16 protein-coding genes and 2 pseudogenes are annotated in these 19,569 nt (G+C 72.4%); 13 read left to right on the top strand and 5 right to left on the bottom strand.

Going from position 1 to position 19,569, the window contains the following annotated elements:
* From NFU81_RS25170 to NFU81_RS25160, 3 genes and pseudogenes are all read left to right on the top strand, one after another.
* Nucleotides 1-908: pseudogene (locus NFU81_RS25170) on the top strand (2-hydroxy-3-oxopropionate reductase).
* A 155-nt stretch (nucleotides 909-1,063) separates the two neighbouring features.
* Nucleotides 1,064-1,804, top strand: a complete 741-nt coding sequence (locus tag NFU81_RS25165; protein WP_251493940.1) for a hypothetical protein — start codon at nucleotides 1,064-1,066, stop codon at nucleotides 1,802-1,804.
* 205 nt (nucleotides 1,805-2,009) lie between these two features.
* A pseudogene (locus NFU81_RS25160) lies at nucleotides 2,010-2,352 on the top strand (thiamine pyrophosphate-dependent enzyme); the annotation flags it as partial.
* A gap of 29 nt (nucleotides 2,353-2,381) precedes the next feature.
* Here the strand turns inward: NFU81_RS25160 and NFU81_RS25155 are convergent.
* Both NFU81_RS25155 and NFU81_RS25150 read right to left on the bottom strand, forming a co-directional pair.
* The gene (locus tag NFU81_RS25155) at nucleotides 2,382-4,037 is read right to left on the bottom strand and encodes an AMP-binding protein (protein WP_251493937.1); all 1,656 of its coding nucleotides are present in this window, start codon (nucleotides 4,035-4,037) and stop codon (nucleotides 2,382-2,384) included.
* Nucleotides 4,034-5,710: an AMP-binding protein gene (locus tag NFU81_RS25150; protein WP_251493934.1), complete on the bottom strand. Its 1,677-nt coding sequence runs from the start codon at nucleotides 5,708-5,710 to the stop codon at nucleotides 4,034-4,036. The genes NFU81_RS25155 and NFU81_RS25150 overlap by 4 nt, the downstream gene beginning before the upstream one ends.
* A 113-nt stretch (nucleotides 5,711-5,823) precedes the next feature.
* On the opposite strand from NFU81_RS25150, the gene NFU81_RS25145 reads away from it, so the two are divergent.
* The 3 genes from NFU81_RS25145 (at nucleotide 5,824) to NFU81_RS25135 (ending at nucleotide 9,061) form a co-directional block, all read left to right on the top strand.
* The gene (locus NFU81_RS25145) at nucleotides 5,824-6,645 is read left to right on the top strand and encodes a LuxR C-terminal-related transcriptional regulator (RefSeq protein WP_251494496.1); all 822 of its coding nucleotides are present in this window, start codon (nucleotides 5,824-5,826) and stop codon (nucleotides 6,643-6,645) included.
* 104 nt (nucleotides 6,646-6,749) lie between these two features.
* Nucleotides 6,750-7,373, top strand: coding sequence for a LysE family translocator (locus NFU81_RS25140; protein ID WP_251494493.1), 624 nt, complete (start codon nucleotides 6,750-6,752; stop codon nucleotides 7,371-7,373).
* Between the two features lie 161 nt (nucleotides 7,374-7,534).
* Complete coding sequence (locus NFU81_RS25135; RefSeq protein ID WP_251493931.1) at nucleotides 7,535-9,061, top strand: MFS transporter; 1,527 nt, start codon at nucleotides 7,535-7,537, stop codon at nucleotides 9,059-9,061.
* Between the two features lie 176 nt (nucleotides 9,062-9,237).
* Here the strand turns inward: NFU81_RS25135 and dmpI are convergent, their stop codons facing one another.
* Both dmpI and NFU81_RS25125 read right to left on the bottom strand, forming a co-directional pair.
* Complete coding sequence (gene dmpI / locus NFU81_RS25130) at nucleotides 9,238-9,420, bottom strand: 4-oxalocrotonate tautomerase DmpI (protein ID WP_251493928.1); 183 nt, start codon at nucleotides 9,418-9,420, stop codon at nucleotides 9,238-9,240.
* Between the two features lie 116 nt (nucleotides 9,421-9,536).
* Complete coding sequence (locus NFU81_RS25125; RefSeq protein ID WP_251494490.1) at nucleotides 9,537-10,448, bottom strand: LysR family transcriptional regulator; 912 nt, start codon at nucleotides 10,446-10,448, stop codon at nucleotides 9,537-9,539.
* Between the two features lie 247 nt (nucleotides 10,449-10,695).
* On the opposite strand from NFU81_RS25125, the gene NFU81_RS25120 reads away from it, so the two are divergent.
* Nucleotides 10,696-10,980 carry an SAV_915 family protein gene (locus NFU81_RS25120; protein WP_251493926.1) on the top strand — a complete coding sequence of 95 codons (285 nt, stop codon included), beginning with the start codon at nucleotides 10,696-10,698 and terminating at the stop codon, nucleotides 10,978-10,980.
* A 131-nt stretch (nucleotides 10,981-11,111) separates the two neighbouring features.
* On the opposite strand, the gene NFU81_RS25115 is transcribed toward NFU81_RS25120, so the two are convergent.
* Nucleotides 11,112-11,948 carry a GntR family transcriptional regulator gene (locus NFU81_RS25115; protein ID WP_251493924.1) on the bottom strand — a complete coding sequence of 279 codons (837 nt, stop codon included), beginning with the start codon at nucleotides 11,946-11,948 and terminating at the stop codon, nucleotides 11,112-11,114.
* Between the two features lie 229 nt (nucleotides 11,949-12,177).
* Between NFU81_RS25115 and NFU81_RS25110 the strand changes: the two genes are divergently transcribed.
* From NFU81_RS25110 to NFU81_RS25085, 6 genes are all read left to right on the top strand, one after another.
* Nucleotides 12,178-13,464, top strand: coding sequence for a sugar ABC transporter substrate-binding protein (locus NFU81_RS25110; protein ID WP_251493923.1), 1,287 nt, complete (start codon nucleotides 12,178-12,180; stop codon nucleotides 13,462-13,464).
* Nucleotides 13,465-13,511: 47 nt separating this feature from the next.
* Nucleotides 13,512-14,477 (top strand): carbohydrate ABC transporter permease, encoded by a 966-nt coding sequence (locus tag NFU81_RS25105; RefSeq protein WP_422665284.1) that lies wholly within the window; start codon nucleotides 13,512-13,514, stop codon nucleotides 14,475-14,477.
* A 122-nt stretch (nucleotides 14,478-14,599) separates the two neighbouring features.
* Nucleotides 14,600-15,349, top strand: a complete 750-nt coding sequence (locus tag NFU81_RS25100; RefSeq protein WP_251494483.1) for a carbohydrate ABC transporter permease — start codon at nucleotides 14,600-14,602, stop codon at nucleotides 15,347-15,349.
* 117 nt (nucleotides 15,350-15,466) lie between these two features.
* On the top strand, nucleotides 15,467-16,969 hold the full coding sequence (locus NFU81_RS25095) for a beta-N-acetylhexosaminidase (protein ID WP_422665283.1): 1,503 nt from the start codon (nucleotides 15,467-15,469) through the stop codon (nucleotides 16,967-16,969).
* 93 nt (nucleotides 16,970-17,062) lie between these two features.
* On the top strand, nucleotides 17,063-18,484 hold the full coding sequence (locus NFU81_RS25090) for a cellulose binding domain-containing protein (protein WP_251493919.1): 1,422 nt from the start codon (nucleotides 17,063-17,065) through the stop codon (nucleotides 18,482-18,484).
* Between the two features lie 94 nt (nucleotides 18,485-18,578).
* A partial coding sequence (locus tag NFU81_RS25085) for an RNA polymerase sigma factor (RefSeq protein WP_422665282.1) occupies nucleotides 18,579-19,569 on the top strand: 991 nt, incomplete at its 3' end.

The following is a 19,569-nucleotide window of genomic DNA, read 5'->3' as shown; positions in this document are numbered from 1 at the left end:
ATGCAGAGGCAGAAGCAGAAAGTGGCCTGGATAGGGCTGGGGATCATGGGGTCGCCGATGGCGGAGAACCTGATCGCCGCAGGTTACGACGTCACCGGGTACACGCTGGAGGCGGCGGGACTCGCCCGGTTGGCGGCGAGGGGCGGCACCGCGGCGTCCTCGGTCGCCGAGGCGGTCGAGGACGCCGACGTCATCTGCACGATGGTGCCGGCCTCACCGCAGGTGGAGGCGGTCGTATACGGCGAGGACGGGGTCCTGGCGCACGCGCGGGCCGGCGCGCTGCTCATCGACACCTCCTCGATCACCCCGCAGACCTCCATCGACCCGGCCCGGGCCGCCGCGGCCAAGGGCATCCGGTCCTGGACGCACCGGTGTCCGGCGGCGAGGAAGGAGCCGTCGAGGCGGTGCTCTCGATCATGGTCGGCGGCGACCCCGAGGACTTCGAGGACGCCCGCCCCCTGCTGGACGTGCTCGGCACGGCCGTCGTGCGCTGCGGCCCGCACGGCGCGGGCCAGACGGTCAAGGCGGCGAACCAGCTGATCGTCGCGGTGAACATCCAGGCATGCGCAGAGGCCGTCGTCTTCCTCCGGAAGTCCGGCGTGGACCTGTCCGCAGCCCTCGACGTGCTCGGCGGCGGGCTCGCCGGCTCCACCGTGCTGGCCCGCAAGAAGGCCAACTTCCTTGACCGCGCCTTCGCCCCCGGCTTCCGTGTCGACCTGCACCACAAGGACATGGGCATCGTCACCGACGCGGCCCGCGCCGTCGGGGCGGCGCTGCCGGTGGGCTGCGTGGTGGCCGGCCTGGTCGCCTCGCTGCGGGCGCAGGGCGACGGCGGGCTCGACCACTCGGCGCTGCTGCGCGGCGTCGAACGGCTGCCGGAGCCGCCGGGGCTGCCGGCCGGCGGCTGACCGCCCTCCAGGACCCCGTCCGGCGGTGCGTGACTGTCCTGTCGCGCCGAACGCACCGCCGGGCGGGCGCACGTGACGGGCTGTCGGCCGCCGGTTACAGCCGGCCGCAACTTCCTGCACTATGGGGGCACGAGACCGACCGGGAGTTGTGACCCATGGCAGAGAGCGTGCTGGTGCGCTGTCCGGCCTGCCGCCGTGACCACAGGTACACCGCGCCGACGTACCCCTGCGCGTGCGGGGCGCCGCTCTGCCTGCCGGTGCTGCGCGGCGGGCTGCCGGTCGAGATCAGGCACCGCTCGTGGGACGACTCCTGGGTACGGCTGCGCTGCCCCGACTGCGGGCGCACCGACCACTGGCCGCGGCCGGAGTTCGGCTGCACCTGCGGCGCGCTGATCCGGCTGCCGGTCGACGACGAGGCGGCGGGCGAGCCGGGGCTGATGCCCGTACCGCACGCGGGCGGTACCGCGCCCGCGCCGAGCGGGGACGTGCCGCCGCCGCCGACGGACCGGCCGCCGTTCCGCCCGGTCACCATCCGCACCGGGCGGGACGCCCTGACCGCGGCGGCCCAGTACCTGAAGTGGCTCGGCTTCGCCGATGTGCGCCTGGCCGGCGACCGTACGGCCAACGGCATCGACCTGCGCGGCCAGGGCATGGTCGCCCAGGTCGACCCGAGCACCCAGCCGACTCCCGTACGGGACGTCGAGTGCCTGTGGCTCAACTGCGTCAACGAGGACGCCGTGGGGGCGTTCTTCTCGCTCGCGGGGTACGCCCACGATGCGCGCGGGCGCGCGGACCAGTTGGGTGTGCCGCTCTTCGTCATGGACCTCACGGGTACGCCGCAGCCGGTCAACGACCCGGCCGACGCCCTCATCCGCTCCGGCCCGCGCGCCTCCTGAGCGGAGCGCCCCGTCGGGGCGCGGGGAACTGCGCGACCAGCCACCCACCAGCCGGTGGCCCGGCACGGAACGGACAGCCCCCTTCGGACGGAGACGACCCGCGCCCCGGCAGGGGCTGAGCGCGCAGTTCCGCCTCCAGAGCTTCGCCTCGGGGTACCCCCAGCGCCCCTGAAAAACGCCCACCCTCCGCGCGGAGGGCACCCCGGAGATGAACCGGGCCCTCGGACCCGGGACCCGCTACGTCTCCACGATCGGCCTGTCGCAGATCGCCGGCGCCCAGCTGCTGCACGTCTACCGGCCGCGGCACTGGATCAACTGCGGGCAGGCGGGGCCGCTCGGCTCGCCGGGTGCCGGCCGCGCTTGGCTGCGCGACGGCCGAACCGGACGCGCAGGTGGTCGCGTTGTCGGGCGACTACGACTTCCCGTTCATGATCGAGGAGCTGGCCGTCGGCGCACAGCACCGCATCCCGTACATGCACGTGCTGGTCAACAACGCCTACCTGGGCCTGCTCCGGCAGGCGCAGCTCGGCCTGGGCATCGACTTCCGCGACCGAGCCGGGGCACGCCCCGACCGCCGTCATGCCCCTGGTGTGACCCCGGCGTCCCCCAGGTCGCCGCCGTCCCCGTGCGTGAAGTCCGCCCGCAGCTCCACCTTCCTGACCTTGCCGCTGACCGTCATCGGGAAGGCGTCCAGCACCCGCAGGTGGCGGGGGACCTTGAAGTGGGCGAGCCGGCCCTCGCAGTAGGCGGTGATCTCGCCGAGGCTCGGCGGGTCGGCAGGGTCCCGGGGGATGACGCAGGCAAGGATCTCCTCGCCGAAGGTGTCGTCGGGCACCCCGACCACCTGCACGTCGGCGACCTTGGGATGGCCGTAGAGGAACTCCTCGACCTCCCGCGGATAGACGTTCTCGCCGCCCCTGATGATCATGTCCTTGATACGGCCGACGATCGCCACGTAGCCGTCGTCGCGCATCACCGCGAGGTCGCCGGTGTGCATCCACCGCCCGCCGTCCACCGCCTCGGCCGTACGGTCCGGCTCGTCCCAGTAGCCCAGCATCACCGAATAGCCGCGCGTGCACAGCTCACCGGCAGTGCCGCGCGGCAGTGTGACCCCCGACGAGGGGTCCACCACCTTGACCTCGATGTGCGGCAGCGCCCTGCCGACGGTGGCGGTGCGGTGCTCCAGCGTGTCGTCGCGCCGGGTCTGGGTGGACACCGGGGAGGTCTCGGTCATCCCGTAGCAGATGGACACCTCGGCCATGTGCATCTCGGCCATCACCCGCTTCATCACCTCGACCGGGCACGGCGACCCGGCCATGATGCCGGTGCGCAGCGAGCTGAGGTCGTATTCGGCGAAGGCCGGCAGGGCCAGCTCGGCGATGAACATCGTGGGGACGCCGTAGAGCGAGGTGCAGCGCTCCTGCTGGACCGCGCGCAGGGTGGCGGCCGCGTCGAAGGACGGGGCGGGGATGACGATGCAGGCGGCGTGCGAGGTGGCGCCGAGGTTGCCCATCACCATGCCGAAGCAGTGGTAGAAGGGCACCGGCAGGCAGATCCGGTCCTGCTCGCAGTAGCCGACCGTGTCGCCCACGAAGTAGCCGTTGTTGAGGATGTTGTGGTGCGAGAGGGTGGCGCCCTTGGGGAAGCCGGTGGTGCCCGAGGTGTACTGGATGTTGACCGGGTCGTCGCAGCTCAACGTCGCCTCGACGTCGGCCAGATAGCCCTGGTCGAGACTCTCGCCCGCGGCCGCCATGGCGTCCCACGACGGGTCGCCGATGTGCACGACCTCGCGCAGGTCCGGGCAGTTGACGCGGACCTCGGCGGACATCACGCGGTAGTCGCTGCCCCGGTGCTCGGTGGAGGCGATCAGCACCGAGACGCCGGACTGCCGCAGGGCGTAGGCCAGTTCGTGCAGGCGGTAGGCCGGGTTGATGTTCACCATGATCGCGCCGAGCCGGGCGGTGGCGTACTGCACCAGCACCCACTCCGGGCAGTTGACCGCCCAGATGCCGACCCGGTCGCCCTTGAGCACTCCGCCCGCGGCCAGTCCGCGGGCCACGTCGTCGACCGCGCGGCCGAACTCGGCGTACGTCCAGCGGCGGCCGCTGGGCACGTCGACCAGCACCTCGCGGTCGGGGTGGGCGGTGATGGCCCGGTCGAGATTGCGGCCGATCGTGTCGCCGAGCAATGGAGTACTCCCGGTTCCGTGTGAGTACGAGGGCTCGGCGGTCACCGGTGGTCCTCCTCGTGGAATTCGGCACTGCCGTCGTGCATCGTCGCCTCGCGCAGCTCGATCCGGCGGATCTTGCCCGAGACGGTCTTGGGCAGCGGTGCGAACTCCAGCCGCCTGATGCGCTTGTACGGCGCGAGCACGGAGCGCGAGTGCGCGAAGATCGCCTTGGCGGTCCCGCCGTCCGGCGCCCAGCCCTCGGCGAGCACCACGTACGCCTTCGGGACCGCCAGCCGCAGGTCGTCGGGCGCGGGCACCACGGCGGCCTCGGCGACCGCCTCGTGCTCCAGCAGCGCGCTCTCCAGCTCGAACGGGCTGATCTTGTAGTCGCTGGACTTGAAGACGTCGTCCGCGCGGCCGACGTAGGTGATGTAGCCGTCGGCGTCCCGGCTGCCGATGTCGCCGGTGCGGTAGTAGCCGCCGCCCATCGCCTCCTCGGTGCGCTCCGGGTCGCCCGCGTAGCCGGTCATCAGGCCGACCGGGCGGCTGCTCAGGTCGAGGCAGATCTCGCCCTCGTTCGCCGGCACGCCGGTCACCGGGTCGAGCAGGGTCACCGTGTAGCCGGGCGTCGGGCGCCCCATCGAGCCGGCCTTGACCAGCTGCCCCGGGGTGTTGGCGACCTGCACCGCGGTCTCGGTCTGCCCGAAGCCGTCCCTGATCAGGACGCCCCACAGCCGCCGTACGTGCTCGATCACCTCGGGGTTGAGCGGCTCGCCGGCCGCGACCGCCTCCCGCGGCGGGCTGGACAGCGCGCTCAGGTCGGCCTGGATCAGCATCCGCCACACCGTGGGCGGCGCGCAGAAGCTGGTCACCCCGCAGCGGTCCATCTCGGCCATCAGGCGTACCGGGTCGAACCGCGTGTAGTTGTGCACGAAGACCGTCGCCTCGGCGTTCCACGGCGCGAACAGACTCGACCAGGCGTGCTTGGCCCAGCCGGGTGACGAGATGTTCAGATGCACGTCGCCCGGGCGCAGCCCGATCCAGTACATCGTGGCCAGGTGCCCGATCGGATACGAGATGTGGGTGTGCTCGACCAGCTTGGGCTGCGCGGTGGTACCGGAGGTGAAGTAGAGCATCAGGGGGTCGGACCCGGCGGTCGGCCCGTCGGGGCTGAAGCCCGGCGGGGTCGCGTACGCCTCCTCGTACGCCGCCCAGGGCACCGGTGCGTCGCCGCCGACCGCGATCCGGGTGTAGTCGCCGGGGACCTCGTCGAACTTCGCGGTGTCCGCGGCCCGCACGATCGCGTGCCGCGCCTGCCCGCGGCCGATACGGTCCCGCAGGTCGGCGGGGCCGAGCAGCGGGGTCGCCGGGATGACCACCGCCCGCAGCTTCATCAGCGCCAGCGCGGACTCCCACTGCTCGATCTGGTTGCCCAGCATCAGCAGCACCCGGTCGCCGGCGCGCACCCCGCGCGCCCGCAGCCAGGACGCGACCCGGTCGGAGCGGTCGGACATCTCGCGGAAGGAGATCAGCGACTCGGTGCCGTCCTCCTCGACGATCCACAGGGCCGGGCGTTCGTTGCCCGCGGCGATCACGTCGAACCAGTCCAGTGCCCAGTTGAAGTGCTCCGGGGTCGGCCAGCGGAAGCCGTCGCGGGCCGCCGTATAGTCCTCGCGGTGCCGCAGCAGGAAGTCCCGGGCGGCCCGGAATGCCCCGGTCGCGTCCGATGCCGCCATGTGTCCTCCTCGTGGATGTCCCCTCGGTAGCATCGTGCGGTAGTGACGTGGGTCTCACTACCCCCGGACGGGGGTGAGGAGGTGGCGCGGTGGACGGCAGTCGTGGCGAGGCCATGGACATGCGGGCTGCCCTGCTGCGGATGCGCAGGTCAGGGCTGCTTCCGGTGGCCTTCGGCGGGCTGGTGTCGAGCGCCGGCGCGCAGCAGTTCCGGATCAGCGAGCTCGCGGGGGCCGACACGGACTCGCTGCGCGGCCTGGCGGTGCGCACCGGGAACGGGCTCGGCGGCAAGACCCTCGCCCTGGGGCGGCCCTACGCGGTGACCGACTACGGCTCCTCGCGCGCGATCAGCCACGAGTACGACGCCGCCGTCGCCGGGGAGGGGCTGCGGTCGGTGCTCGCCGTGCCGGTCGTGGTGCACCGGCAGGTGCGCGGGGTGCTCTACGGGGCGCTGCGCCAGCCGTACGCCCTCGGTGACCGGCCGCTGGCCGCCGCGATCGACGCGGCGCGCGACCTGGAGCAGGCACTCGCGGTACGGGACGAGGCCCGGCGGCTGCTGGCGTCCTGCCAGGGGCCGGTCGCGGCGGACCCGCGGGCCTGGGAGGAGGTGCGCGAGGCGCACGCCGAACTGCGGGCGCTGGCGGTGCGCATCCCCGACCAGCGGCTCCGCCAGGAGCTGCTGACCGCGTGCGCGCGCCTGGCCTCGGCCGCGGCGCCGGCTTCCTCCCCCGCCGGGCCCGTCGTCCAGCTGACCCCGCGCGAGCTGGACGTGCTCGCGAGCGTCGCCTCGGGCGCGACCAACTCCGCCGCGGCGGTCCGCCTCCGCCTCCGCCCGGAGACCGTCAAGTCCTACCTGCGCTCGGCCATGCGCAAGCTGGGCGCCCATACCCGCCTCGAAGCCGTCACCACCGCCCGCCGCGCGGGCCTGCTCCCGTAGGGCGGGTCCGCAAGGTCCCGCCCCGGGAAAACCGGGCGCGGCGGCGCAGGGGGCGGAGTAGCGTGCCGAGGGTGACGATCGATCGGGTGGGCGGCTTCGCCGCGATGTCATTGGTGCTGGTGCTGATCCCCGGCCCCAGCGTGCTGTTCGTACTGGGCCGCGCCCTCGCGCACGGCCGGCGTACGGCCCTCGGCAGCGTGGTCGGCAACGCGATCGGGGCCTACGCCCTGATCGCCCTGGTCTCGCTGGGCCTCGGCGAGATCGTGTCGCGCTCGGTCGCGCTCTTCGTGGCGCTCAAGCTGGCCGGCGCGGCCTACCTGGTCTTCCTGGGCGTGAAGGCGTTCCACCACCGCGGCGCACTGTCCGCGGCGCTGCGGGACGAGGACGAGAAGGGCGCGGCGCCGCCCCGCAGGGGCGACCTGCGCACCCTCTGGGAGGGCTTCGTCGTCGGGGTCACCAACCCCAAGACGATGGTGTTCTTCGCGGCCGTCCTGCCGCAGTTCGTGAACCGCGACGCCGGCCGCGTACACGAGCAGATGCTGCTGCTCGGCCTGGTGTTCACCGCCATCGCGCTGCTCTGCGACAGCCTCTGGGCGCTGACCGCTTCGGCCGCCCGCAACTGGTTCGCCAGCTCGCCGCGGCGGATGGCGGCGGTCGGCGGGACCGGCGGGCTCGCGATGATCGGACTGGGTGTGGCGGTCGCGGTGACGGGCCGCGCCGACACGTAGGACAGCGGGCCGCGGGCCGTGTGATCAGGCGCACACGCGGGGCAGGAGCGAAACGTTTGCGTTTCGATAGTGGCGGACGTACGGTCAGTGGAGTACGAAACCGTTTCGTTCTTTCCTGCGGTAACAGCCTACTCCTCGTCCCACCTCAGGAGCGTTGCCTGATGTCCTCCCCTTCCGCCGCCGACGTCCCCGTCGACCGGCTCACCAAGTCCTCCGCACAGGACAGCCCTCCTGGCCCGCCCACCGAGAAGGCCAACCACCGCTGGTGGGTGCTGGCCGTCATCGCCGTCGCCCAGCTGATGGTGGTCCTCGACGCCACCGTCGTGAACATCGCGCTGCCCTCCGCGCAGAAGGCGCTCGACTTCTCCGACGGCAACCGGCAGTGGATCGTCACCGCATACTCCCTCTCCTTCGGCTCGTTGCTGCTGCTCGGCGGCCGGCTGGCCGACCTGGTCGGCCGGAAGATCGTCTTCCAGGTCGGCGTCGTCGGATTCGCCGCCGCCTCCGCACTGGCCGGCGCCGCGCAGAACTTCGAGATCCTGGTCACCGGCCGCGCCCTCCAGGGCCTGTTCGGCGCCCTGCTCGCCCCCGCGGCGCTGTCGCTGCTCAACACGACCTTCACCGACGCCAAGGAGCGCGCGAAGGCCTTCGGCATCTACGGCGCCATCGCCGGTGCGGGCGGCGGCGTGGGCCTGCTGCTCGGCGGCGTGCTCACCGAGCACCTGAGCTGGCGCTGGACGCTGTACGTGAACCTGATCTTCGCCGTCGTCGCCTTCCTCGGCGGCATGGCCTTCCTGCGCAAGGGCGCCCCCGCCAACCGGCCCAAGCTCGACCTGCCGGGCACCCTGCTGGTCACCGTCGGCCTGTTCCTCGTCGTCTTCGGCTTCTCGAACGCCGAGAAGCACCACTGGGGCTCCCCGATGACCTGGGGCTTCCTGGTGGTGGGCGCCGTGCTGGTGGGAGCCTTCAGCTGGTGGCAGACCCGCGCGGAGCACCCGCTGCTGCCGATGCGCGTGCTGCTGGACCGCAACCGCGGCGCGTCCTTCACGGTCCTCGCGGTCTCCGGCGCCGGAATGTTCGGTGTCTTCCTCTTCCTGACGTACTACCTCCAGCAGTCGCTGAACTACTCCCCGGTCAGCACCGGCCTCGGCTTCCTGCCGATGATCGGCGCCCTGATGGTGGCGGCCCAGCTGGCCACCAACACGCTGCTGCCGAAGCTCGGCCCGCGGGCGATCGTGCCGCTGGGCATGGTGATGGGTGCGGCGGGCATGGCCTGGCTGACCACCCTCGACCTCAGCAGCACCTACGCGGCGAACATCCTGCCCCCGCTGCTGGTGATCGGCTTCGGCCTCGGCCTGGTGATACCGGCCGCGATGAGCGTGGCGACCGAGCGGGTCGGCGAGCAGGACGCGGGCGTGGCCTCGGCCGCGGTCAACACGATGCAGCAGGTGGGCGGTTCGATCGGCACCGCGCTGCTGAACACGCTGGCGGCGAGCGCCGCGACGTCCTACCTGGCCCACCACACGGGCAAGGCGGCGCTGCCGAACGCGGCACTGCACAGCTACTCGACCGCGTACTGGTGGTCGGCCGCGCTGCTCGCCTTCGGCGGTGTGCTGTCGCTGTTCATGTACCGCAGCGGCCGCCCCGCGCCGAGCGAGCAGGGCGCCCCGGCCGCCGTGCACATGTAAGCGCAACGCCCCCTCAGCACCCGTCGCCGACTGAGCGGACGGCGCCGGGTCCGGGGGCCGGTCACCGGGTCATCGTGGGGACGGGACACCCGGTACCGCCGGCCCCCCGCACACCGCCGCCCCGCCGGAAATCGCGACCCCCGTACGCGACTTCCGGCGGGGCGGCCTGCTGCGCGCTACTTGTCCGCGGTGAGCGTGCCCGCCGCGCCCCAGCTGTCGGTGGGCACCTCGTGGATCCACACCTGCACGGTCTCGGCGGGGATCTGGTAGGCGTCCACGAAGGCGTCGGTGATCTTGCGTACGAGGTCCCGCTTGAGCTCGACGGTACGCGGACCCTGCTGCACGGTGACGATCGGCATGGCTGAACTCCCTGGTGAGGGGCGGTCTTCGGGGCTTTCCCCGGCGCCCTTTCTGCGTGCTTCCAGTGCACCGCGGGGCGGCGGCAGGACCAAGGAGCAGTCGGCGAGCACAGCGATCACGTATCGAGATCGCCGCCCGGCGCCTCCTCCGGCGCGCAGGCCCGCAGCAGCAGACGCACCGCCGCGGACGGCCGCCCCGCGGGGACGGCAAGGGCGGTGGTCAGCGCGAGGCCGGTACCGCGGAAGGGCAGGAAGGCCACCCGGGGCGCATGCAGCCGGGCCGCCTGCGAGGCGTAGACGACCGTCCAGCGGTCGCCCCCGGCCCCGATCGCGGCGAGCGTGTCCTGCAGCGAACCACCCGACCCGCCGCCCGGCACCGGCTCGAACCCGGCGTCCCCGCACGCGGTGAGCACCAGGTCCACCAGCGCCGGGTTCTCCCGCCGCGGCACCAGCCGCAGCGGCAGGTCCGCCAGCTCACCCAGCACAACGTCCGCTCCGGCGGCGAGCCGGTGCCGCGCGGGCAGTACGGCCACCAGCGGGTCGGGCCACAGCGGTACGACCTCCACGCCCTCAGGTACGGCCTCCGGCGGCCGGCCGCGCAGGAAGGCGGCGTCCAGGTCCCCGGCCGCGACCCGGCCGAGCCGGTCGCCCGCCGGAGCCGACACCAGGTCCACGGCGAGGTCGGGGGCAAGCTCCGCGAGGGCGCCGAGCACCCGGTCCAGGTGGCTTCCCAGGCCGCTGCTGGTGCCCAGCCGCAGGGTGGCGGCGCGGGCCGCGGTGAAGTCCGCGACGGCGGCCCTGGCCTGCTCCTCGGCGGCGAGCACGGCCCGCGCGGCCGGCAGGAACGCCGCGCCGGCCGGCGTCAGCCGCACGTGCCGCGGCGACCGGTCGAGGAGGTCGGCGCCGAGGTCGCGCTCCAGCCGGCGCACCTGCTGGCTCACCGCCGACTGCACGATGTGCAGCCGCTCGGCCGCCCTGCCGAAGTGCAACTCCTCGGCGACGGTGACGAAATACCTCAGCTGGCGCAGCTCAACCCGGTGATCGTAAGGGGATCCCCGGGCGCCGCGTCCGGACGCCGGCCAGGACGGCGGCCGGCCCGGTTGCGGCAGGCTGCCGGCCCCGGACCCGTTCACCCCGATGGCGGCCCTGCACGCGCCGCCGCGCTCCCGGCGCACTCCCGCGTTGCGCCGCCGTGCTCCCGGCTGGTGTGCGAACCGGCCGAATCCGGCTGCCGACGAGAAGGCGCTCGTGGCGCGGCGGGTTACGGTGGTTGCCATGGACGCCAACGCCCAGCCCGCGGCCGGGCTCCGGCCGCTCTACGTGCCGGTACGCAACGGCCCGGCGGGGCTCGTCGTCCGCCTGTGGCGCACTCCCGTGGGCACGCGGACAGCGGTGGCCTTCACCACCGACCAGCGGCTGCGGGCCGCGCTGGGGCCCTGCCACGGGTGGATTCGGTTGTCCGAATCCGCCCTCCGCCGTCTCGCGGAGCCCCTCGGTACCACCGCCGTCACGGTGGACCCCCTCCTGTTCAGCCGGGACCTTCCCCGCACACCTGGGTGATTGCCCCTTGCCGCGGGCTCGCACCTTCCGCTGCACAGTGGCTGGGCGAGCAGTTCCGCCCCCGCTCACCGGCACCGTGGTGCGGGCAGGACCCCGCCCGGGTCAAGATCCCGGGCAGGACCCAGCCCGGGTCAAGATCCTGGCTGGACGTCCCCCGTGGTGAGAACCTCGCGGCGGGACGCCAGGTCGCCCGGGGGGATGCCCGGGTGGTGCTGGGCCGCGGAGAGGGGGGTGGCCGGGACGGTGTCGCCCAGGGCCAGCCGGGAGACGATGCGGTAGCGGTCACCGCGGTAGACGGAGTGGACGTACTCCACCGGCCGCCCGGTGGAGTCCTTCGTCAGGCGCTCGAAGAGCAGCGCGGGTGACAGGACGGGCACCCCGATCAGCCGGGCCTCCTCCTCGTTGGTGACGGTCGGCTCGATGGACTGCACGGCCTCCCGCACGCGGACCCCGTGCCGCTCCCGCAGGAAGTCGTAGAAGTCGCCCGACTCCATGTCCTCGGGCCGCAGCCCCGGCACGAGCGCCGCGGGCACGTGGAGGTACTCGATGGCCATCGGCTCGTCGTCGACGAGCCGCAGCCGCGCGATGTACGTGATCTCCGCGGCCGGCGAGATGTGCAGCCGGCGGCCGACCCTGGCGCCGGCCTGGACCGTGGTGAACTCCAGCACCTTGCTGGCCCAGCTGCCCGACGCCTGCGGCAGCCGGTACGCGTCGGGGCCCGGGGCGAGTTCCTGGGTGATCTTGGCGCGGGCGACGAACATGCCGCGCCCGTGCTCGCGCACCAGCAGCCCGGTGGTGACCAGTTCGTCCACCGCGGAGCGCAGCGTGGGCCGGGAAACGCCGAGTTGCTCGCAGAGGGTGCGCTCGGAGGGGATCGGGTCGCCGGGGGCGCAGGACTCGACCAGTTCCATGAGGTAGTCGCGGACCCGTTCGCGTTTCACCGCGGAGCGCGACGGCTCGCTGACCATGGCGGGGGTCCTTTCCTGCGGCGGGTTGTCCAGCTGAGGTTATCCAGATGTTGACCAGCACGCCAGCCACTGCGGGCGACGGCGTCGCAGTCCACCACGGTATACGACCTGAATCCCATGATTGCGTAGGGCCTTGACGTCACCAGTGGTCTATGCCACCTTCTGCGAGCAGCACCAGACCAGTTGGCAAGTGGTAAATTCCGCCCGCACTTCCCGAGGTGACATCACCGTGAGATCCAGACTCCTCCCCGCCGCCGCCGCGCTCGCCCTGGCGGCCGTCGCCGGCCTCACCGCCTGCGGCTCGTCCGACTCCTCCGACTCCTCCTCGGACTCCGCGGGCAGCACCCCGGCCCCGGCGAAGCTGACCGTGTGGATCATGCAGGACAGCATGTCCGACGGAGTGCTGAGCCGCTTCAAGACCGGCTTCGAGGCCGCGCACAAGGGAACCACCCTGGACATCCAGATCCAGCCGTGGGACGGCATAGGCCAGAAGATCACCAGCGCGCTGGCCAGCAAGGACGCGCCGGACGTGATGGAGGTCGGCAACACCCAGGTCGCGCAGTACGCGGCCAGCGGCGGCGTGAAGGACCTCACGGACAAGGTCTCCGACCTGCAGGGCTCCGACTGGATCCCCGGTCTCGCCGACCCGGGGAAGATCGACGGCAAGCAGTACGGCGTCCCGTGGTACGCCGCCAACCGCGTGGTGATCTACAACAAGGACCTCTTCGCGAAGGCGGGCATCACCACGCCGCCCAAGACCCGCGACGAGTGGATCCAGGACACCACCAAGCTCAACTCCGGTGGCAACGAGGGGATCTACCTGCCGGGCCAGACCTGGTACGCGCTGGCCGGCTTCGTCTGGGACGAGGGCGGCGACCTCGCGGTCAAGGACGGCGACCAGTGGAAGGGCACCCTGGACACCCCGCAGGCCAAGGCGGGGATGGCCTTCTACCGGCAACTGCAGGCCCTCGGGAAGGGGCCTAAGGACTCCGACGAGGCCAAGCCGCTGCAGGCGGACGTCTTCGCCAAGGGCAAGACCGCGCAGATCATCTCGGTGCCGGGCGGCGCCTCGATCATCACCAAGTCCAACCCGGCGATGAAGGACAAGATCGGCTTCTTCCCGATCCCCGGCAAGACCGCCGACAAGCCGGGCGCGGTCTTCACCGGCGGCTCCGACCTGGTGATCCCCGAGGCCTCGCAGCACCAGGCGCTCGCCTACGAGGTGGTCAAGGCGCTGGCCGGCACGGCCTTCCAGACCGACATGGCCAAGGAGATGAGCTACGTGCCCAACCGCACCTCGCTCGCCTCGGTGCTCGACGGCAACCCGGGTGCCTCGGTGATGGCGGCGGGCGCGGCGAACGGCCACGCGACCCCCAACTCCCCGAACTGGGCTGCGGTCGAGGCGAACAACCCGATCAAGCAGTACATGACGCAGGTGCTGACCGGCGCCGACCCCGACGCGGCGGGCAAGACCGCCTCCGAGGCGATCACCAAGGCCCTCAACACCGCTTCCTGACCCGCCCGGTCCCGTCACCCACCACCACCCCACCCCGGAGGGAATCCGTGCTCACCGCCCGTTCCGCCGCCCCGCGGCCGGCCGTCGTGGAGCCGCCGCCGGCCGTGTCACGGCCGCGACGGCGCCGCCTCGGCGCGGTCTGGCCGTACCTGCTGGTCGCGCCCACCGTGCTCGGTGCCGCGTTCCTGCTGGTCTATCCACTGGTCAGAAACACCGTGATGTCCTTCCAGCACTTCGGGCTCGGTGAGCTGATCCGGGGCGGGGCGACGTGGGTGGGGTTCGCCAACTACCGCACGGTGCTGGACGATCCGGAGTTCTGGACGGTGGTGCGGCGCACCCTGTGGTGGACCGGGATCAACGTCGTGCTGATCATGGTGCTCGGCACCCTGGTCGCGCTGATGCTGGTGAAACTCGGCCGGCGGATGCGGTTGGCGGTGATGAGCGGGCTGGTGCTGACCTGGGCGACCCCGGTCATCGCCGCCACCACGATCTTCCAGTGGCTGTTCCAGTCCCGTTTCGGGGTGGTCAACTGGCTACTGGTCAAGCTGGGCTTCGACTCCTACCGCGACTTCTCGTGGTTCGCTCACGGCGGCTCCACCTTCGCCATCCTGGTCCTGCTGGTGGTGTGGCAGTCGGTGCCGTTCGCCGCGCTGACCCTCTACGGCGGCCTCACCACCATCCCGGTCGAGCTGTACGAGGCGGCCAGGATCGACGGCGCCGGCGCCTGGCAGTCCTTCCGGCTGGTCACCTTCCCGATGCTGCGCCCGCTGTTCGCGCTGATCACCTCGCTCGAAGTGATCTGGTGCTTCAAGGCGTTCACCCAGATCTGGGTGATCAGCGAGGGCGGCCCGAACGGCGCCACGACGACGCTGCCGATCTACGCCTTCCAGATCGCCCAGTCGCTGCACAAGTACGACCTCGGCGCGGCCGTCTCCACCCTGACCGTACTGATCCTGCTCGCCGCGCTGGTGTTCAACCTGCGGCGGATGTTCCGCCAGGAGGGCACGCTGTGACCGCTCTGACCACTGGTAAGGCGCCATACGCGGTGCCGCGGCGCCGGCTGCGGTGGGGCCGGCTGCCGCTGAACCTGGCCGCGCTGTTCACCCTGGCGGTGTCGGTCTTCCCCGTCTACTGGATGGTGGTGACGGCCTTCAAGCCGGCCGCGGACATCCAGTCGGACACCCCGTCGTTCCTTCCGCTGCACCCGACCATGGCGCATTTCGGCACCGCCGTGCACTCCCCCGGCTTCGGCACCTTCTGGCGCAACAGCCTGACGGTGACGCTGAGCGCGGTCCTGATGTCGCTGGTGGTGGCGCTGCTCGCGGCGTTCGCCGTCGGACGGATGCGATGGCACGGCCGGCGCGCGTTCATCCTGATGGTCTTCATCGCGCAGATGGCGCCCTGGGAGGCGCTGCTGATCCCGATGTACGTCATCGCGCGCGACACCGACATGCTGGACAAGCTGTCGATGCTGACGCTGGTCTACTTCATGACCACCCTGCCCTTCACCATCGTGACGCTGCGCGGCTTCCTGGCCGCGATCCCGGTGGAGCTTGAGGAGGCGGCGCAGGTCGACGGCTGCACCCGGGCGCAGGCCTTCCGCCGGGTCACCTTCCCGCTGCTGGCACCGGGGCTGCTGTCCACCTCGCTGTTCGGGTTCATCACCGCGTGGAACGAGTTCGCCTTCGCCAACACGCTGATCATCAAGAACCAGGACGCCCGCACCCTGCCGGTCTGGCTGTCGTCCTTCAGCAACGTCTTCGGCACCGACTGGGGCGCCACGATGGCCGCCTCGTCGCTGTTCATGCTGCCGGTGCTGGTGGTCTTCCTGGTGCTGCAGAACCGTGTCACGTCCGGAATGACCGCGGGCGCCGTCAAGGGCTGACCGCACAGAACACCCACCGCCGATCCGCGCTCCTGCCGAGCGCGCGCCCCGTGCTGCCCCGCGCCGCCCCATTCCCGCCCCCCGCCGGGGGCCAGGGAGACCTGGAGAGCCACCGCTGTGATCATTCCGCACCCCACCCATATCGCCCGTATCCCCGGCCACTTCACCTTCGACGAGTCCACCACCGTCCGGGCGTCGGGCGACGCGCTCGGCGCGGCCCGGCTGCTGCGCACGCTGCTCGCCCCCGCCACCGGGCTGCCGCTGCGGCCGTCCTCCACCGGCACGGTCGTGATGATGGTCGACCCGATGCTCGGCGGGCTCGGCGAGGAGGGATACGGCCTGACCGTCGGCCCCGACGCGGTGCTGCTGCGCGCGGCCCGCCCGGCGGGGCTGCTGCGGGGCGTGCAGACCATCCGCCAACTGCTGCCCCCGCAGGCCCTGTCGGCGCATCCGGTGGCCGATGTGCCGTGGCAGATACCGGGGGTGCAGATCACCGACGTGCCGCGGTTCGGCTGGCGGGGCGCGATGCTGGATGTGGCCCGGCACTTCCAGCCGGTGTCCTTCCTCAAGCGGTTCACCGACCTGCTGGCCTTCCACAAGCTCAACGTGCTGCACCTGCACCTGACCGACGACCAGGGCTGGCGGATGCCGGTCGACGCCTACCCCCGGCTGACCGAGATCGGCGGGGTGCGCGGCGGCGCGCTGCCGCACTCGGGCGCGTACACCGCCGCGGAACTGCGCGGCCTGGTCGCCTACGCCGCCGAGCGCGGGGTCACCGTCGTCCCCGAGATCGAGATGCCGGGACATGCGCGCGCGGCCCTGGCGGCGTACCCGCACCTCGGCAACAACCCGGCGCGTGCCCTGGAGGTGTGGACCGAGTGGGGTGTGTGCGACACCGTGCTCGGCGTCCACGACGAGGTGCTGGACTTCTGCAGGACCGTGCTCGGCGAGGTGCTGGACGTCTTCCCCTCTCCGTACGTGCACGTCGGCGGCGACGAGTGCCCGGTCACCGAGTGGGAGACCAGTGCGGCCGCGCAGCAGCGGGCCGCGTCGGTGGGCCTGGGGTCGCCCAAGGAGCTGCACGGCTGGTTCCTCGGGCAGATCGGCGACTTCCTGCTGGCGCAGGGGCGGCGCCCGGTGTGCTGGGCGGAGGACTCGGGGGCGCTGCCCGCCGACTTCACCGTGATGCCCTGGCGCGACGCCGCCCACGGCCTCGCCGCCGCCCGGCGCGGCCACGACGTGGTGATGGCCCCCTACCGCTCCACGTACCTGGACTACCCGCAGTCCGACGACCCGGCGGAGCCGCCCGGCCAGTCCGGCGGAGTGGTGGACCTGCGCGCGGTCCACGACAACGAACCGGCGCCCGCCGACTGGGAACCGGCCGCCGCCGCCCGGGTGCTCGGCACCCAGGCGCAGCTGTGGACGGAGTACGTCAGCACCGCCGCGCACGCCGAATACCTCACCTTCCCGCGGCTGGCCGCGCTCGCCGACCGGGCCTGGAACCCGGCGAGCGACTGGGCCACCGACTTCCGCCCCGCCCTGCGGCTGCACGAGGCCCGCCTCGACGCGCTGCGCATCCCGCGCCGCGGTCCCGCCGCTCCCACGCCCACCCTGCACTGACCCAGCCACCACCCCACTGGAAAGGGATCACCCGTGTCAGGAAACACAGCACCAAGCAGTTCGCGCGACCGAAAGCCGCGGATCACCGCCCGGATGCGCACCGCGATGGCGGTGTGCGCAGTGGCCGGCCTCGGCTGCGCCGCACTCACCGCGCTGCCCGCGGCGGCGGCGCAGGACTCGCTGACCGCGCAGTACCGCACCAGCGCGAGCGGTGCCACCGCCGACCAGGTCGAGCCCTGGCTCGAAGTCACCAACACCGGGTCGACCACCGTGCCGCTCAGCCGGGTCACGGTCCGCTACTACTTCCACTCCGACGGCGCCGGCGTCAGCTACCGCTTCGCCTGCTCCTGGGCGGTCAAGGGCTGCGCCAACGTCACCGGCACCTTCGGCACCCTGGCCAACCCCACCGCGACCGCCGACCGCTACCTGGAGGTCGGCTTCACCGCGGGCGCCGGCTCGCTCGCACCCGGGCAGAACACCGGCGACCTGCAGCTGCGCTTCTACCGGGCGGACTGGCAGACCCTCACCCAGTCCGACGACTACTCCTTCAACGGCGCCCAGACCGCGTACGCGAACTGGCCGAAGCTCACCGTGCAGGACGCCGGCTCGGTCGTCTACGGCACCGCGCCCGCGGGCAACGACCCGACGCCGCCCACCACTCCGCCGACCACCCCGCCGACCTCGCCCGGCGGCAGCGGCGACCCGAGCGCCCCCTCGCTCTTCGACGACTTCTCCTACACCACCAGCTCCGACCCGGCCGTCCAGCAGCACGGCTGGACGGTGAAGTCCGGGCAGGGCGGCCCCGGTGTGGCCGGTGCGACCTGGTCGCCGGGCGACGTCACCTTCGTCGCCGACGGCTCCAACAAGGTGATGAACCTGCGGCTCACCACCGACGGCACCGCGTCCGGCACCAAGGAGACCGAACTCCAGACCAGCGCACGCAAGTTCAAGAACGGCACCTACGCCGCCCGGGTCCGCTTCGACGACACACCGACCGGCGGCCCCGACGGCGACCACGTCAACCAGACCTTCTTCACCTTCACCCCGCTCAACGCGCCGATGGACCCGAACTACAGCGAGCAGGACTTCGAGTACCTGCCCAACGGCGGCTGGGGCGAGACCCAGAACATCATGTACGAGACGTCGTGGGAGACCTACAACCCCGACCCGTGGAACGCCGTCAACACCCACGGCCAGCAGTACGGCAGCCTGGACGGCTGGCACGACCTGCAGATCACCATCGACAACAGCAGCATCACGTACTACATCGACGGCCAGGTCGTGGCGACCCACGGTGAGCCGTACCTGCCCGAGACGCCGCAGTGGATCGACTTCAACCACTGGCTGATCGACCTCGCGGGCCAGACCAGCAACACCACGCGGTCGTACGACGAGCAGGTCGACTACGTCGTCTTCGTCAAGGACCAGGTCCTCACCCCGGCACAGGTGAGCGCGAAGGTCGCCGGCTACCGGGCGGCGGGCACCGCCTTCACCGACACCGTGCCCAACCCGTAGTCCCGGCACCGCGCCCCGTCCGCGGACCGGGATGCCACGTCCGGCGGGTTTCCGTTATCCGCCGGGCGTGGCACCGTCTCCTGTCCGAGGAGCAGTGACGGACGGAGAGTGGAGCAGCATGCGCGCAGGCGACCGTGTCGGACCCGACCCCGCGCTGGTGACCGCCGCGCGTGCGGGCGATCAGCGGGCGCTCGACCAGCTGGTCGCGCAGTGCCTGCCGCTGGTCTACAACATCGTGGGCCGGGCGCTGGACGGCCACGACGACGTGGACGACGTGGTGCAGGAGACCCTGCTGCGGGTGGTGCGGGGGCTGGCCGACCTGCGCGACCCGGCGGCGTTCAGGTCCTGGCTGGTCGCCATCGCGGTACGCCAGGTCCGCGACCGCGAGCAGGCCCGCAAGGCGTCCTGGCACCACCAGACCGCCCTGGACGCGGCCGAGCTGATACCCGACCCCGCCTCCGACTTCGCCGCCGTCACCATCCTGCGGCTCGGCCTGACCGACCAGCGCCGCGACATCGCCGAGGCCACCCGCTGGCTGGACGGCGACGACCGTACGCTGCTGGCGCTGTGGTGGCTGGAGGAGACCGGCGACCTCGGCCGCTCGGAGCTGGCCGACGCGCTGGGCCTGACCCGGCAGCACGCGGCGGTCAAGGTGCAGCGGATGAAGGAGCAGCTGGAGACCTCGCGGGCGGTGGTCCGCGCGCTCGGCGGCGGCGCCGGGTGCGACGGGCTGCGCCATCTGACCGGCGGCTGGGACGGGGTGCCGAGCCCGCTGTGGCGCAAGCGCTTCGCCCGGCACATCCGCGGCTGCGCCGACTGCACCCGGCGCGGCGGTGCGCTGCTGCCGATGGACCGGCTGCTCAGCGGGCTGCCGCTGCTGCCGGTGCCGGTCGGCCTCGGCGGCCCGTTCGCCGCGCAGGCCCCGGCCGCGTTCGCCCATGCCGCACCCGCCGCCCCCGGACCCCCCACCCAAAGCCCGCGCACCGCTGCGCACCCACGCCCCCCACGGCGGAGCGGTGCGCGGCACGGGTCGCGGGCCAGGCCGCGGCTGCTGCACGGCCCGGCGGGCGTGACCGGTGCCGCGG

Source organism: Actinacidiphila cocklensis (assembly GCF_907177275.1).
GTDB classification, from domain to species: Bacteria; Actinomycetota; Actinomycetes; order Streptomycetales; family Streptomycetaceae; genus Actinacidiphila; species Actinacidiphila cocklensis.
The sequence above is the reverse complement of the archived record's forward strand: the minus strand, read 5'-3'. Positions and strand labels throughout refer to the sequence as shown.